The following is a 16,844-nucleotide window of genomic DNA, read 5'->3' on the forward strand; positions in this document are numbered from 1 at the left end:
GGAGCCCATCATGGCCGAGTTCATCATCAACACCGAGGTCAAGACCGAAACCCCCACCGTCGAGGTGACCGTGTCGCGCGACCGGCCGCTGCCGATCGGGCGCCATGTGTTCCGCCTGGTGGTGGTCGATGACTCGGGCAACACCTCGATCCCGGACGACGTGATCGTCATCGTCGCCGACACCGAGGCGCCAACAGCCGTGCTCAGCGCGCCGCGCTCGGTCAGCCTCGGCCGCAGCTTCGAGCTCGACGGCAGCCGCTCCTTCGACGTCGGCGGCGGGCGCATCACCACCTACCTGTGGACCTACCTCGGCCAGCCCTGAGAAAGGCCACGCCAACACGCTCACGGAGACACCATGGTCAGCTTCGTTCGCGGCCAGACGATCAAGACCGCCACCCCCACGATCACCGTGGATGCCGGCCTCGCGGCCGGCGTACACCGCTTCCAGCTCGTGGTGCAGACCGACAACGGCCAGGCCAGCGTGCCTGCCATGGTCGAGGTCAGCGTCGTGCGCATCGTGGTCGATCCGATCCGGCCCGTGCTCGACAGCACCGTCGTCAATCCGCAGCCCGGCTCGCCGACGCTCACGACCACCCCCACGGTAACGACGAGTCCGACCCCCACCGGCAGCATCGGCGGCACGCTCGTCAGACCCCGGTCTGCACCCAGCCGCCAGCCGCGCAAGCCGAGGAAGGAATCATGAACAGTCCACTGCGCCCACCCGCGGACGACCCCTTGTACGCCCTGCCCGAGGCCGCCCGCCCCCACTACGCCACCGGCATGCTGCTCGGCGCGCGCGACTTCGCCGACGAACAGACCTACCACCGCAACCGCCTCGCACGCGCGCTGGCCTTTGCCAGCGGTGCCGGCAGCCGTCGCCTGGCCACGCCCGACAGCGACGACAGCGGCGTGGTCGGCCTGCACGGCGGCGGCACCCTGGCGGGCCTGCGCGTCGCCCATCGGCAGCCGCCGCAGGCGGCGGAGGAGGAGCTGCGCATCGCGCCGGGCCTCGCCGTCGACCGCCTCGGTCGCCTGATCGAACTCCCCGTCCCGGTGTGCCTGCGCGTCGAACGCTGGTTCGCCGGCGAGCTCGCGCGCGACGGCGGCGACGACCTGCGCCGCGCCGCGCTCGACGACCCGGCGCGCTTCGCCAGCGCCCGCCTGCTCGCCGACGGCACGGTGCTGCCGGCGCGCGCGGTGATCGCCGACGTCTTCATCCGCTTCGTGACCTGCCGCCAGGCGCTGGCGCCGGCCTTTGCCAGCGGCCCCTTCGATGCGCTGGACGCGGTCGAGACCGCCCGCCTGCGCGATGGCTGGGAGCTGCACCTGGTGCTGCGCGGCGACGGCCTGGATGACGACTTCGACGGCCTGCCGCTGGGCGACCGCGACCTCGCCGCACTCGACGCCGAAGGCCGCCGCGACGCCCTGCAGGATGCGGTGCTGGATGCCTGGCCCAGCCTGGCCGGAAACACCGACGCCGCGGGCGAACTGCCGCGCCCGCCCGGCCACCCGCCCGCGCTCGATCCGACCGCGGTGTTCATCGCCCGCGTCTTCGTCGGCGTCGCCGCGGGCAACCCGCCCGCGCGCAGCGGCGAGGCGATCGTGGACAACTGGGGGCGGCGCTTCCTGCCCCATCTGGGCCTGATGGCCGGTGCGCTCGGCCTGGGGCGCTGAGGCCGACATGAACAGCGCGCCGGCCACCCGACTGCATTTGTGCGCGTCCGCAAACGCGCTGGAGGACATGCCATGGACCTGACGACTGGCAAGGGCCGCGTCACCCTGACCGCAAGCGAGGTCGGCGCCCTGCGCAGCGCCGGCGCGCTGATCGAGGACCCGCGCCGCGAGCGCCCGCGCTATTTCGACGGCCGCTTCCTCGCCGCGCGCGATCTCATCCGCGACCAGCAGTACATCCTCACGCGCGAGGCCGACCTCGGCCGCGCCGCCGGCAGCGGCGTCGCCGCCGGCCTGGAGGTGAGCCGCGGCGGCGGCGACCGCATCGAGGTCTCCCCCGGCCACGGCGTCACGCCGGCGGGCGAGCTCGTCGTGCTGCCGCGCGCGGCCAGCCTGCGCCTGGCCGACATCGCGCAGGCCGAACAGCTGTCGGCGCGCTTCGGCCTGGGCCGCATCCCGCAGCCGCCGCTGCGCAGCCGCACCGGGCTGTTCGTGCTCGCGCTGCGTCCGGTGGAGTTCACCGACAACCCGGTCGGCGCCTACCCGACGACGATCACCGGCCCGCGCACGGTCGAGGACGCCGACATCATCGAGGCCACGGCGGTGGTGCTGGTGCCGTGGAACGATGACGCCGCGGCCGATGCGCTCGACGCCCGTCGCGCACGTGCAGCCGCGACCCTCTTCGCTGGCGACGGCGGCCCGGTGCTGTCCTCGAACGTGTTGCCGCTGGCGATGATCGCGCTGCAGAACAACCTGCCGCTGTGGATCGACGCTCCCCTGGTGCGGCGCGAGCTCGGTACCGACCGCGCCGACCTGCCCGGGCTGGGTCATTCGCCGCGCGCGCTGCGCCTCGCGCACCTGTTGCAGCACCAGCTGCACCTCGCCGACGCGGTGGCGGCCAATGGCGGCCGCGGCTTTGCCGCGCGCGAGCGCTTCCCGCTGTTGCCGCCGGCCGGGCCGCTGCCGCCGGGCATGATCGATGCGCGCGACTTCACCCAGCGCTACTTCCCGGCCGAGATGGCGGTCGACTTCTCGATCATCCCCGAGGACGAGCTGCCGGCCCTGGTCGAGGAGTCGCTCGCGCTGCCACCGATCGACCTCGGCGCCGCCGCCGACACGCTGGAATCGACCTCGGTGCTGGTCCTCGCCCCGGTGCCGCGCAACGAGTGGCGGGCGGTCAATGCCCGCCTCGGTGGCCAGGCGGGTGCGCGTCTGCGCAGCCTGCGCCCGGCGGCGATCAACCTCGTCGCCAGCCGCAAGCCGCTCGAGATCCTGCAGCAGTTGCGCCTTCCCCGCCCGCTGCCACCGCTCACGCCGGCCGACCCCGTCGACGCCGAATGGGCGCGCCTGGCCGCGCTGCCCGGCCTGTGGTTCGTGCGCCGGCGCAACCTCGCCTACCGCGACGAGCTCGCCGGCGAGGCGATCCGCGTCGCCGGCCAGGACCGCGTCAGCGAGCTCCTGCCGCGCCTCAACACGCTCGGCCTCGACACCCAGCTCAACCGCGTCCTCGCCGAGGCCACCCCGCGTGCCGCGCTCGAGGTGAACAGCCTGCTCGCCAGTCCGCGCTTCGCCGACTCGCCGACCCTGACCGCGGCGGCGATCGGCGAGCTGTCGCGCGCCGACACCCTCGACCAGGCCGCGGTGCTGAAGGTGGCCGCCGAGCTGTCGGCGCCCGGCGTCGGCGACGGCCTGGTACGACTCGAGACCACGCGTGCCGACACCGTACCGAGCAAGACCGCGCTGCGCGAGATCGCCAGCGGCGAGGCCGACTGGCGCGCCGCCGACCAGCAGGCCACGGTCGCCGCCAGCGCCGAGCTCAGGCCGCTCGCCCAGAGCGTGCTGCGCCCGCAACCGGTGCGCGAGACGCCGGTCGCGCCGACCGGACCGGTGCTGGAAGCCCCCGTCCGGCCGCGCGCGCAGGCGCGCGCCGCGGCCGCACCGGCGCCCGACACGCGCGGCCAGCCGGCCGCCACCTCGCCCTCGGGGCGGCGCCGGCGCACGCCCGCGCCCAGCTCCGAAGCCGAGAAACCCGCACGCAAGACCACTGCCGCCACCCGCCGCCGCAAGCCCGACAGCGATGCGAGCTGATGCAAGGAGGTGAACCGTGAGCATCACCCCGATCGAAGCCCCCCTGCCAGGCGAACGCCTGCTGGGTCTGGCGCCCGAGGATGCGACGCAGGCCGCGCGCTGGTGGCTGCGGCGCCCCAACCTGTTTGCCGGCCGCACGCTGACCGCCCCCACGCTGTCCGGCCGTCAGGCCTGGGCTGCGGCCCATGTTGCCCTGCGCGCGCGCGCCTTCACGCCCGGCGTGGTGCAGGGCCTGGAGACGGCGCTGATCGCCGACGGCGCAGCGGGCAGCGGCCTGGGCGACACCCGCCTGGCGCTGATGCAGGGCATCGCGCTGGCCGCCGACGGCGAGGACCTGCACCTGCCCCAGGCGCACGAGCTCGCGCTGGCCCGGCTGCCGGTGGTGGCCGACCCGTCCGCCTTCGCCGGCCTGGGCGCGGCCGGTGGCAGCGGCGACACGCTGGCCGGCAAGCTCATCGGCCCCGACCTAGGCACGGTGATCGGCGCCGACCCGGATGCCTTGCCGCGCGTCGGCATCCTGGTGCTGCAACCGGTATGCGCCGACCGCATCGGCGAGTTCGACCCCACCGACCCGTGCCCGCTGCACGCCTGCGGCGAGGGCACGATCGCCTTCGAGGACTGGCGCATCGGTGATGGCGCGCGCCTGCTGTGGTACGCCTGGCCGCAGGAATGGCGCAGCCTGCCACCACTGCCGCCTTCGGGCGCACAGCGCTGGCGCAACCTGCTGGCGTGGCGCATCTTCGACGCCGAGCGCACGCTCGGCGCAGACGAAGGCCTGCCCTGGGAGGCCTTTGGCGTCGCCCTCGGCCTGGTGGCCTGCGCCGCCGACTGGACGCCGCTCTTCCTCGACCGCGCCAGCGTGCAGCGCACCGGCGGCCGCGGCCGCTGGCCACGCATGGGCGGCGGTGCCACCCGGCTGGCCACGCACTGGCGCCTGCCTGCGCTGTGGCAGGCGCAGCTCGAACAGCTCGCCGAGCAGATCACCGCCGCCGGCGACGCACCCGCCGACGCCCTGGCTGCCGGCTTCGCCCGCCTGCCGCCCTTCGGCCTGCTGCCCGCCCACGCGCTTGATCTGGAGACCCTGCGCAGCGACTTCTTTCCCGCCAGCTTCGAGCTCGACGCCGCGCCGGTGCCGATCGAGCAGCTCGACGCCGCGATTGGCGAAGCCGCCTCGCTGGCGGCGATCGACCTCGGCCTCGGCGGACGCGTGCGCCTGCTGGTGCCGGTGCCGCAGGCGGTGTTCGACCCCCGTCTGCTGATCCGTGAACGCATCGACCCCGAGTTTGCCGCCACCCTGGCCGAGTTCCTGCTCGTGCGGGCGCGCTGGCTGGGCGCACGGCAGGGCCTGCGCACCCGCGCCGCCCTGCTGGTGAGGGCGATCAGCGGCCGCGCGCTGGAAGTGCCCGCGATCGACGCCGACGCCGAGGCCCTCGAGCCGGAGTCGCTCGCGCCCTGGGGGCCGCCCCCCGCCGGCGGCGGCCATCGCTCGCAACTTGTCGCCGGCATCCACCAGCATTTCTTCGAGGCCGCCACCGAGACGCTCGCGGTCGCCAGCGGCAGCGAGCTCTACGCCTGGGTCTATCTCGACCCCGACCACCCGCCGCGCACACTGATGCTGCAGTGGCACGCCAACGGCTGGCAGCACCGCGCCTACTGGGGCGAGGACCTCATCCCCTGGGGTGCGGCCGACGGCAGCGAGCGCGTGCGCATCGACGAGCTGCCGCCCGCCGGGCGCTGGGTGGAGCTGCGCGTCCCGGCCGCGCGTGTCGGCCTCGGCGCGCAGGCGGTCGACGGCATGGCCTTCACCCTGTACGACGGCCAGGCCGCCTATGGCATGACGGGCAGCATCAGCGCCGACGGCGCACGGCAGAAGTGGTTCTGCGGCGTGCTGCCGGCCAATGCCCGCGGCGGCGGTGACGAACCGTGGACGATGCTCACCCACAACGACTTGTGGGCCCCCTTCGAGCGCATCGACGGCGTGCTGCCGGTCGAAGGCGACGGCGCCCCGGCCGGCGGCGGCCATGCCGGTGCGACGGGAATCGAGCTCAGCGAGCACGGTTTCGACGGTGCCAGCGCGCCGCTGCGCGCCGCCGCCGGCGAGCACCTGTATGTCTGGGCCTACCTCGACCCCAACGCCCCGCCCGCCCAGCTGCTGGTCGAATGGCGCAGCAGCACGCGCCTGCATCAGGCCTGGTGGGGGCTGGAGCGCATGCCGGCCGTTCCCCAGCCCAACCTCGTACGCCGTCGTGCGGGTCCGCTGCCCCGCCCCGGGCGCTGGCTGCGGCTCGAGATCGGCGCCGACGAGGCCAGCGGCGTCGGCGCCGCCGATCGAGAGATCCGCGGCATCCGCTTCCTGGTCGCGGGCGGCAGCGTCGCTTTCGGCGCCAGCGGCGTGATCGACACCAACGGCAACGAGCGGCCGTGGTTCGCCGGCAGCCTGCCGGCCGGCGCCAGGCCGAGCGGCGCCTGGCATTTTCTGAGCCCGCGCGACCTGCAGGCGCCGGGCTCGGCGGGGCGCAACGGCGCCGTCGCCGCCAGCCTGGCGCTGTACGACGACCCCGCACTCGCGCCGCTGTCCGCGCACGAGCGCTACCAGTTGTTCCAGCGCGGGCTGGAAGGCTTCATCGCCTACCTGAAGGCACGCACCGACCGCGCCGACGACCTGGTGGACTTCAACTTCGTCAAGGTGCAGACCGACATCTACCGCGTGCGCCAGATCATCCTCGGCAGCTCGGCCGCCACCCGCCTGGCGGTGTCGCCGGCGCTGGCCGGCATCGCCCAGGCCGAAACCGCGGTCGCCACCACCGAACGCATCGCCGGCTTCTTCAACGAGCTCAAGCAGGAAGAGACCCCTGAGCGCGCGCTCTCACAGGCGCAGTCGTCGGGCACGGCGCCCACCGGTGGCGCAGCGCCCGCCGCCAACACGGGCAACAACCTCGCCTTCGTCAGCAACGTGGATCTCGGCCGGCTCGAACTGGACAGCCGCCAGGGGACCCTCAGCGGTACGGGGACGCGCAGCACCGACCTCAAGTCGAGCAGCAGCAATCTCTTCATCAAGAACGCCACCACGCCGCAGTTCACCATCGGCGTCTCGCGCGACTTCCTGCCCAGCGACATCACCAACGCCGCGCCGCTGATCGGCAAGGCCGAGGTGCGCACGGTGAGCATCGCCGAACGCCTGCAGGCGCCGCGCGCGACCGAGGCCAAGGACTACACGACCTCGACCCGCTACGAGGCGGTGCGCGCGATCGCCGCCTACGCCGCCGCGCTGACGCGGGAGGATGGTGGCGAGACGCCGGGCCTGTTCCTCGACATCGAGCTCCATGGCACGCGTGGCGACCCGGCGCTGTTCTATGCCAACCAGGACGAGGCCCAGAAGGGGGTGCCGATCCCGGCGATCGACACCGACAACGCCGACGAGCGCGCGCTGCTCGAGGCGCGCCCGCGCAGCCTGCCCTTCGCCCAGGTGCTGCGCGAATCGTGGCGCATGCCGCTGCTGCTGAAGACGCCGCGACGCATCCGGACCGATGAGTCAACCCAGTTCGCCGATGGCACCGACCTGGCCGACAACACGGTGGTGCTGATGCGCCAGCTCGAAGGCCGGGTGAAGCGCTACCGCGACGCCATCGCGCGCAGCCAGCAGGTGCTCGACGGCCTGCGCGCCACCGTGCGCGCCCTCGACAGCCGCCTGCGCGCGATCGGCGAGGAACTCGCCGAGGCGCGCCACGACGTCGCCGTGACGCGTGCGCTGATCGCGGAAGAGGAGGCCCGGCTGGCGGCGATCAATGCCCGACGCGCCCGCATCCTGCGCGATCACGTGCACTTCATCGCCTACCAGCGCCCGCGCGAGACCGAGCTCATCGTCGCTGCACCGCAGCGCACGCTCGACCCCGGCCTGCTCGCGCCCGCGGTGCCCGCCTGCCTGGCCGCGCACCAGGACGCCCCCGACGCCCTGCGCGAGCTGCTGGCGGTGGTGCGCGAAGCGCCGGCGCGCTGGTTCGCCGCCGTGCCGGCCCTGCTCGACCGCCTCGACCGCAGCGACCTGCTGCTGAAGGCGATGCAGTCGGCGCAGTTGCGCAGCCAGCTGCTCGAGCTCAAGCTCGCCGCCCAGCCGGCGCCCGCCGCAGCGGCCAAGGGCGTGGCCGGCGCCATCGCCAGCCTGCAGGGAAAACGCCTGCTCGCCGTGCAGGCTTTGCGCAGCGAGGCCACACGCATCGACCTCGCCGTCGTCGCCAGCCTGGGCTGGAAGGGCGCGCGCGCCGAGGCCGAGAAAGTGGTGTCGCTCGGCGACCTGATCGACGGCGAGCATGGCAGCGGCGCGGTGGCGAGCCGGGCTGCGACCGTGTTCGACGAGCTGTCGCGCCTCGCCGCCTGCCTGCACGAGGCCTTCTCCACCGTGCTGCCCTCGATCCGCCTCGACTGGGCCGAGCGCCTGTCGCAGTTCGATGCCACGCCGCGCCTGCGCAACCTCGCCGGCCTGGCGCGCTGGGGCGAGATCGACTACGCCGACCGCCACCGCCTGCAGGCCTATGTGGACTGGCTGTTCGGCCAGATCCGCAGCGGCGATGTCGATGCCGAGAACCTGATGAACGACGTCGTGCACATGAGCCTGCTGCTCGCCAGCCATGCGCCGGTCAACCGCATCCTGTCCGGCCGCATCCCCGAGCCGGTGACGGTGCGACCGGGGATCCGCCTGCCGATCCGCGTCACCGATGCGCTTCAGCTGCGCGTCGGCATGCAGGCGCTGATCTACCAGAGCGGGCGCGTGGTGGCGCGCGCCAACGTCGAGGACCTGTCCGGCACCACCGCGGCCGCCACCGTGGTCCAGCTCGAGACGGCGACGCTGAACCTGGCGGCCGACACCCGGGTGCATTTCGTCGATGCCGCCAGCCCGGTAGCAATGGGCGCGGTCCGGCTGGCGGGGACAAAGGCGGTGTAGCGCCATGAGCCTCGCGCGCAGCGTGCATCGCCTCGACATCGCCGCCCCCAGCGCCGAGCTCGCGCGGCGCGCCGGCCTGCTGGTGGAGGATGCGCTGCGCACTGCCAGCCTGCCGGGCGACGGCGCCGAGCTGGTGCTGGTGCGGCGCCTCGACCTGCCGGTGTTCGACAGCCGCGTGTCGGCGCAGGGCGTGGCGATCGGGCTGGAGTCCGCATGCCGTGCGCTCGCCCCCGTCAGCGGGCGCGATGCGGACGATGCCGCGCTTGCCGCGGCGCGCGCAGTGCGCTTTGCCGATGCGCTCGAAGCCCACCTCGCCCTCAGCGCCCGCCTGCTCGCTGGCCGCCCTGCGCGCGCCTGGTGCTGGGCGCTGGCCGTGCCCGGCTACCGCCCCGATGCGGGGACCGGCGCCGGGCTGCGCAGCATCGCGCTTTCCCTCGCCCGCGGCGAGGCGGCCGCGGCCGCGCTGGCGCACTGGTTTGCCCGCATCGTCGCCTGGGGTGGCGCCGAGCGCCTGCTGCGGGCACTCGATGCCGACGATGCGGCATTGATCGCGCCAAGCTGCACGCCCAGCCGCGCGGCCACGGCGGTCGCGCCCGCCGATGCGGCTGCCTGGCAGCGGGCGCTGGCATGGGCACGGAAAGGCCTCGCGCGCGACGATCCGCGACGCACACTGCTCGAGGCGATGGCCGCCGGACGAGGGATGCCCGCGGTAGAGGACGCCGGTGACACATCCGAGCGCGGGGCGCAGGCGCGGCGAACGGTGCCGCGCCCTCACGGCCGGGAGGCGACGGAGCTGGAGACGGGAAGGCCTCTGCAGAAGCGTGCAGACGCCCAGTCACCCACCGCGGCCCGGCGTCCGCTCCGCGCACGGACCGCAGCAGTACCACCCCGTCGGGACGCAGCGGGCGCAGGGAATGACTTCGCCCCGGTCGCCGCCCCTGCGCGTGCAGGCACGCGCCTGTCGGCGATGAAATCGCCGCAGCCGAACGTGGCCCCGGCGGCCGGCGTCGCGCCGCAGCTCAGCGCCTGGCGCATCGTCCCGCCCCCCACCGACGCCAAGCCTTACCGCGCCCTGGCGGCCACCGGGCGCGCAGCGCCAGCACCGCGCATCATGACCAGCACGCCGTCGCTGCGCGACGGCGCGCAAGCTGCGGCGGCACCCGGGCAGGGCCTCGCCGACGCCGGCGCGGCCCTGCAAATCACGCCCGATCCCGAGCCGAACCGCCCACCCGGCCCGCGCCGCGCCGCCCAGCCGCCTCACCCCGCGATCGACTGGATGAGCGCACCGCATGCCATCGACGCGCCGACCCTCGTCGGCGGCCTGCTCTTCCTGCTGCCGGTGCTCGAACGCGTCGGCCTGCCCGCCTGGCTGCAGGCCCACCCGGACGCCGGCGGCGCGCTGCCGGCCCTGGTCATGGGCGAGCTGCTGCATCGGCTGGGCGTGGCCGACGACGACCCCGCCTGGTGGCTGGGCCGTCCCACCGTCGAGGCTGACGAGCGGCGGCAGGCCGCACGCTGGCTCGCCGCCTGCCGCCGCCATCTGCGCGTCGCCATCGGCATCGGACCGGCCAGCCTGTGTCTGCGCCCGGCGCAGATGGAGATCACGCCGACCCATGCCGACGTGTGGCTGGCCTTCGACCAGCTCGACCTGCGCATCCGCCGCGCCGGGCTGGACATCGACCCGGGCTGGCTGCCGTGGTTCGGGCGGGTGGTGCGCTTTCATTACGGGCAGAGGCCGTCATGAAACGCCCGGAGGAAGCCGCGCGCTCCCCCGAACACGGCCGCGCCGCGGGGCCTGTCGATGGCACGGGACAGGGGCACGCTCATGCCGCCCCTGCCGCACCCGCCCCCCCGCTCGCCGAGCTCGGCTTCGCGTTGCTTGCCGCCGCCTGCGTACCCGGCCAGGGCGCCGAGGCCGACTGGCTGCGCGCGCACCGCGATCGGCTCGGCCTCGAAGCGCAGAGCGCACGAGTTGAGGCTGAGGATGAGGATGAGCAGGCCCGCGCCCGCGCAGCGCTCGCCACGTGGTTGCAGGCCCCGCCCGAGGCCGACCGTGCCCTGCACGCCCTGGCCCGCCACGAGCGCCTGTCGCTGGCCGAGACGATGGCGATCGCCCTGGCACGCGCCTGCGAGCTCGAGCCGATGGCAGCCCGCGCACTGATCTGGCTGCAGCACCCGGTGGGCGAGGCCCGCCCGAGCCTCGGCCTGCTCGCCTCGCTGTGCGAGCGCCTGGGCGAGGCCGAGGCGCTGTCCCGCCTCGCCGACGGGCCCGCACAGGCGCTGGGCCTGATCCAGCTCGTGCCCGAGGACCGCCCGCTGTGCGAGCGCAGCGTGCGCCTGCCGCTGCCGATCGTGATGGCGCTGGGCGGCCACGAAGGCCGCTTCGCCGGCGTCGAAAACGACTGCAGCGCGCTGCCCGTACTGGCGCCGTCGACGCGCGCGGCGGCCCGGCGCCACGCCGACGGCCTCGCCCGTGGCGGCGCGCGCGTGCTGGTGATCCGTGCCGCGCTCGACGGCGAGGCACGCGCTGCTGCCGCCGAGGTCGCCGCCGCGCTCGGCGCGCGACCCGCCTTCGTCAGCGGCGAGGTGCCGCCCGGCCTCGGTCCCTGGCTGTGGCTGCGCGGCCGCCTGCCGGTGCTGTGCCTGCGCCTGGCGCCCGGCGACCGCCAGCGCCTGCCCGCCCTCCCCGGCCATCGCGGCCCCGTGCTGGTGGCGAGCGGCGCCGACGGCAGCTTCGAGGCGCAGGGCGCGGTCGCCGAATGGCGGCTCGCCATGCCGCCTGCCGAGGAACGCCGGCAACTGTGGCAACAGGCGCTCGGCGACAGCCTTCCCGCCGCGACCCTCGATGCCCTCGCCGGCCAGCACCGGCACGGTGCCGGGCGTATCGTCGAGCTCGGCCAGGCAGCCCGCTCCACTGCCGCACGCGCGGGCGAGCCGCTGGCCAGCGCCCATGTCGCCGCCGCCGCGCGCAGCGGTGTCGGCGCCGACCTCGGCGCCCTCGCCGAGCTGCTCGAAGACGACATCGACGACGACGCCCTCGTCCTCGTGCCCACGCTGCGCCAGGCACTCGACGGCCTGCTGACGCGCTGCCGGCTGCGCGACACCCTGGTCGCCGCGCTCGGCGCCGCGGCGCGCTCGCGCTACCGCCCCGGGGTGCGCGCGCTGCTCGTCGGCCCTTCGGGCACCGGCAAGACCCTCGCCGCCGGCTGGATCGCCACCCGCCTGGGGCTGCCGCTGTACCGGGTCGACCTGGCCTCGGTCACCAGCAAGTACATCGGCGAGACCGAGAAGAACCTGTCCGAGCTGTTCGCCCGCGCCGAGCATGCCGAGGTCGTGCTGCTGTTCGACGAGGCCGACTCGCTGTTCGGCAAGCGCACCGACGTCAAGGACGCCAACGACCGCTTCGCCAACCAGCAGACCAACTACCTGCTGCAGCGCATCGAGAGCTTCGAGGGCATCGTGCTGCTCACCAGCAACAGCCGCGCCCGCTTCGACCCCGCCTTCACCCGCCGCCTCGACGCCATCCTCGAGTTCCCCACGCCCGGCCCGGAGGAGCGCCGCGCACTGTGGCTCGCCCACCTCGGCGACGCCCACAGCCTGGACGCCCCGGCGCTCAACCGCCTCGCCGCCGCCTGTGACCTCGCCGGCGGGCACATCCGCAACGTGGTGCTGGCCGCCGCCGCCCGTGCCCGCCTGCAGGCCTGCACGATCGGCGAGGCGGAGATCGCCGCGGCGGTGGCGGCCGAGTACCGCAAGCTGGGCAAGCCGGTGCCGGCGGGGATCGAGCGCGCACGATGACTGTGCCCGCCCCCCCGCTCCTGCGACCCAAGGCGCAGGCGGCACTGCCACCCCTCGCGCGCAATGGTGCGGAAGAGGCCGTGCCGGAGGCCACCAGCGGCATGCCGCGCTTCCTCGGAACCGTCAAGCCACGCTGCAAGCTCGATGTCGGCCCCAGCGACGACCCGCTGGAGCACGAGGCTGACGAGTTCGCCCAGGCCGTCACCCAGCACAGAGCCGTCAGTCCGCGCTTCCTTGCACTGGCGCGAGCGTCACCGCACGGCTCTGAATCGGCCGAACGCGAGAACGTGGACGGGCGGGCCAATGCCCCTCCCGAAGTGGCCACCATGCGGCGCCAGCCCCTCGACGGCAATCCACCGGATGACCGCAGCGATGAATCACGCGGCAGGTCCCGGAGCGCGCGCGGCGCACGGGCGCTCGACCGCGTGGAGCCCCTCGCTGCCCCCGTGCGCGCTCCGCTCGAGCATACGCTCGGCGTCGAACTCGGCAGCGTGCGGGTGCACAGTGGCGTAAGGGCGGCAGCAGCCGCACGGCAACTGCACGCTCGCGCATTCGCCCAGGGCCATGACATCTGGCTCGGAGCAGGCCAGCGTCGCGACGATCTGGGCCTTCTGGCACACGAAGTCGCCCACGTCGTCCAACACAACGACGGCAGCGGGCCGATCCGTCGCCAGGACGAGGGCAGCACATCGAGCGGCGGCGACGCGGCCGGCAACACACGACAGAGTTTCGGCTTTTCAGAGGAGGAGATGGAGGCCCGCCTGGCCGCCACCCCGGCTGAGGGGGCCGACACCAGCGCGCCCACGGTCGAACTCGCAGCGGCGACCGAGAGCACCCTGGACGAGGTCGAGGCCGAACCAGCGGAGGCCGAAGGCGACGGTGGACCGCCTGCCGAGGCCGGCGGCGAGGACACGGGCATACCAGGTGAAGGCGCGGCTCGCGGTGAACGCCGGGCGGCAGGCGGGGCGGGCGGACCTGGCGCCGAGCGTCCCGCACCGCCCGATCTCCCCGGGCCGGCGTCGGAGTTCGAGGCGCTGGTCGGCGCCGACGTCGCCGCCTATCTCGACGGCAACCTGTCGGACGAGCGCCTGGCCGGGCTCGAGCCGCAGACGCGGATGCTGCTCGAGGCGGCCGACCTGCTCGGTGAGCGCAGCATCACCGACCCCGAGGCCGCAGCGCTGGCCGGGCTCGGCGGCGAGGCCCTGCCCGCCGGCGCCCCCACGACCGGCTACGAGAACGAGCCGGCCTGGCTGCGCACGGTCGCCACCATCCGCGACGTCACCGGCCAGCTTGGCGGCATCGTCGGCATCATCGGCCTGGTGGCGACCGTCAGCGGCTTCATCCTGAGCCTGCTGATACCGCCAGTCGGCGCCTTCCTGCTCACCGTCGGCCGCTTCTGCGACGTCGCCGCGCTGATCCTCGACGCCATCAGCCTGGTGCTGGGTGTCCTGCTGACGGGTTACAACTACTACCGTCTGAAGAACGAGACCGATCCCGAAGAACGTCGCCGCCTGCTCGGCATGGTACGGCAGGACGCGATGGGTACGGTCATGAGTGCGGTGGCGGTGGCCACCGCGGTGGCACCGGGTGCGGGTCGGGCGCTGGGTCGGGGCGGTCGCCGGCTTTCGGCCGGGCTGCGCACCGCCTCGCGCGCCTCCGGCGCCATCGGCCGCGGCGCCCGCGCGGTGCGCAGCGTGGGACTGGCGGGCCGGCTGGCGGCGCGCGCGGGCCGACGCGGCATCGGCTCTGCCGGACGCGCCGCCGCAACGGGATTCCGCCGCCTGTCACGCTCCTCTTCGCTGGCCGGACGCGCCGCGCGCGGATTGCGCGCCGGCCATGTCGCAGGCCTGCGCGCGCTCGGCAGGGCGCGGCGCGCGACCGGCCGCACGCTGTCCCGTGCCGGCGTGTGGGCGCGCGGCACCGCGCCGGTGCGCTGGGCCAACCGCCTGGGCGGTCAGGCCGAGGAATGGACCCGCATGCGCCTGCGCGGCCTGGCAGCAAGCGATACCGCCATGGGTCGCTTCTATAACCGGCGCTTGCGGGGCATCCACGAACGCAACGTGATGCTCGCGCGCTCGCTCAACGACCCGGTCGAGCGCGCCTATCAGCTTCGCCTCGGCCAGCAGCTGAGCGACGAGCTCGACGCGCTGCGCCAGGCCAACCCGGGCTGGACGCCGCGGCAACTCGAGGATGCCCTGCGCAGCCGCTTCGGCCGCGAGCGCCTCGGCGACGCGCAGGTCGGCACCAGCCGCGGCGGCAACGTGCAGTTCGTGCGCGACGATGCGAGCTTCCTGCGCCAAGTGCGCGAGACCGAGTTCACCGAGATCCAGCTCATCCGCGACCGCCTGCCACCGGGCGCCACCCCGCGCGAACTGGCCGAAGCGGTCAACAGCAGCCCCTTCATCAAGGGCCGCTGGACGGAGGAGGAGCTGCGCGCCTTCACCGCCATGCGGCCGACACGCGGGGCCGCAGGAGAACTGGCGCTGCGCAATGCCGCCGGGGAAGCCCTGGCGGTGTCCAAGACCGGACACCACACCCTGCCCGCCAGCATGGCACCGCAGATCAGCCGCAACCCGCGCTTCATCCAGATCGTCAACGACAGCCGCAGCTACCGCGACTTCATTGACCGCGCCCACCCGGGAATGACGCACGTGCCGCCGGTCGAGGGCTACCGGGTTCCGGGCAGACGCGCCGGCACCACGCGCCAGGCCAACGACCGGCGCGAGGTGATCGAGAACATGCTCGACCAGGGCCAGATTCCGGGCTATACGCGGGCCGACATCGACTACTTCATGGGGCGCGGCCTGGCCGACGACCTCGTCGTCGACGGCAGCAGTGGTGTATGGCGCAACCGGCGGGTGGCCGGCAACCAGATGTTCTTCAACCCGCATCTGGGCATCGGCCACGAGTGGAACTGGGCCAACGAGGTTGCGCGCCAAGTCTTCGACATGGACACCCGACTCGGGCTCAGCCTGCGGCGCGAGCTCGGCAGCCAGCTGGCGCTGCCGGCCGTTCGCCAGGCGACACGCACCACCGGCGGCGAGCGTGGCGGCGACGCGGCACAGCCGGCCGCGAGCGCGGGGACGGGCGGCGCCGATGGCCGACTGAGTGCGCTCATCGATGCCGCGATCCGTGCGCGCACGGCGCGCGAGCAAGGTCTGTCGGCAGAGGCGGCGATCGACGCCCTGCTGACGCCGCTGCCGGCCGACCAAAGCCTGGCGCCCGCGGACACCGCCGCCGAGCTGCCGCCCGAGCTCGCCGAGCCGATGCCCGTGATGGCGACGGCGGTCGACGAAGGCGCGACCGAGGCGATCAGCGCCGAAGGCACGGCAGCCGGGCCGGAGGAGGCGCCGGCAGCGCCGCCCTCGCCCGTCCCCTACAGCCCGCAGGCGCTGGTGTCGATCCGCGAGCAGCGGATTGCGGTGGCCGAGGCGATCGGGGTCGTCGGCCAGTACATCGCCGATGCCGACGCGGCCGAAGCGCACAACCGCGCAGCGCAGGACGCGGCCGCCGAGTTGGCGTCGCGCAACGTCGAGCAGCAGCAGTTTGCCCAGGCCGAGCGCGACACGGTGGCTGGCGAGCAGGACAAGCTCACCCAGGCCGGCAGCGCGCAGGAGAACATGGCGGCCGAGAACGAGCGTGCCGCGGGCGAGGCCGAGCGCGGCCAGGGCGAGGCGGAGTCGGTGCAGGGCGAGGGCCGGGAGGTCAGCGTGGAGCCCAAGCCGGAAGAACCGCGCGAGCGCAGCTGGCTCGAGCGGGCGTGGGACGCCACCGCCGGTGCCTTGTGGGACAATCTCGTCGCCCCCGCCGTGCGCGCGGTGCGGCGCAAGGTCAATCAGGTGATGGAGTCGATCAACGAGTTCATCATGAACATGATCAACCAGGCGCTGGGACTCGACGAGATCGAGGCGGAACTGAACGCCGGCGGCGAGGACATCGGCGACCGCCGCGGCAGCCTGGACGAGACCGACGCCGGCCTGCAGGAGACCCAGGAACAGGCCAGCGCCGAACAGGCCCGCAATCAACAGACGATGGAGCAGGCCGAGGCCAACGCCGGCGACGCCGCCGCCAGCCGCGAGGACGCCGAGGCGCTGCGCACGGAACTGCAGGCGCAGGACCAGGCCCTGCTCGCCGAGGAGATGCAGGGCACGAGCTACATCCTCGACTTCGGCGCGCGCTTCCAGCCCTACTTCACCGCCGAGGCCGCCGGCGCGGCAGTGACCGAAGCAGGGGTCGAAGCCGGGAATGACGGGGAAGCCGGACTGGCGACCGAGAACGAGCCTGCCGCCGAGACTGAGCCCGAACCGGCGGCGCTTGCCGAACAGGAGGAAACCGCATGAACCCCGTT

8 protein-coding genes are annotated in these 16,844 nt (G+C 74.2%); all 8 read left to right on the top strand.

The window, feature by feature from the left end:
- Nucleotides 1–10 precede the first annotated feature (10 nt).
- Complete coding sequence (locus PLC66_RS10320) at nt 11–322, top strand: hypothetical protein (RefSeq protein ID WP_324540029.1); 312 nt, start codon at nt 11–13, stop codon at nt 320–322.
- A gap of 33 nt (nt 323–355) precedes the next feature.
- A complete protein-coding gene (locus tag PLC66_RS10325) occupies nt 356–703 on the top strand; it encodes a hypothetical protein (protein ID WP_324540031.1) in 348 nt (115 codons plus the stop codon).
- Nucleotides 700–1,674 (top strand): hypothetical protein, encoded by a 975-nt coding sequence (locus PLC66_RS10330; protein ID WP_324540033.1) that lies wholly within the window; start codon nt 700–702, stop codon nt 1,672–1,674. Before PLC66_RS10325 ends, PLC66_RS10330 begins: the two co-directional genes overlap by 4 nt.
- Nucleotides 1,675–1,746: 72 nt before the next feature.
- Nucleotides 1,747–3,759, top strand: coding sequence for a hypothetical protein (locus PLC66_RS10335; RefSeq protein WP_324540035.1), 2,013 nt, complete (start codon nt 1,747–1,749; stop codon nt 3,757–3,759).
- Between the two features lie 16 nt (nt 3,760–3,775).
- On the top strand, nt 3,776–8,698 hold the full coding sequence (locus PLC66_RS10340) for an amino acid adenylation domain-containing protein (RefSeq protein ID WP_324540037.1): 4,923 nt from the start codon (nt 3,776–3,778) through the stop codon (nt 8,696–8,698).
- A gap of 4 nt (nt 8,699–8,702) precedes the next feature.
- On the top strand, nt 8,703–10,442 hold the full coding sequence (locus PLC66_RS10345; protein WP_324540038.1) for a hypothetical protein: 1,740 nt from the start codon (nt 8,703–8,705) through the stop codon (nt 10,440–10,442).
- On the top strand, nt 10,439–12,496 hold the full coding sequence (locus tag PLC66_RS10350) for an AAA family ATPase (RefSeq protein ID WP_324540039.1): 2,058 nt from the start codon (nt 10,439–10,441) through the stop codon (nt 12,494–12,496). Before PLC66_RS10345 ends, PLC66_RS10350 begins: the two co-directional genes overlap by 4 nt.
- Nucleotides 12,493–16,836, top strand: coding sequence for an eCIS core domain-containing protein (locus PLC66_RS10355; RefSeq protein WP_324540040.1), 4,344 nt, complete (start codon nt 12,493–12,495; stop codon nt 16,834–16,836). The genes PLC66_RS10350 and PLC66_RS10355 overlap by 4 nt, the downstream gene beginning before the upstream one ends.
- The last annotated feature ends 8 nt before the right edge of the window (nt 16,837–16,844 follow it).

Origin of the sequence: Thauera sp. (assembly GCF_035444905.1) — a bacterium.
Taxonomy (GTDB): Bacteria; Pseudomonadota; Gammaproteobacteria; order Burkholderiales; family Rhodocyclaceae; genus Thauera.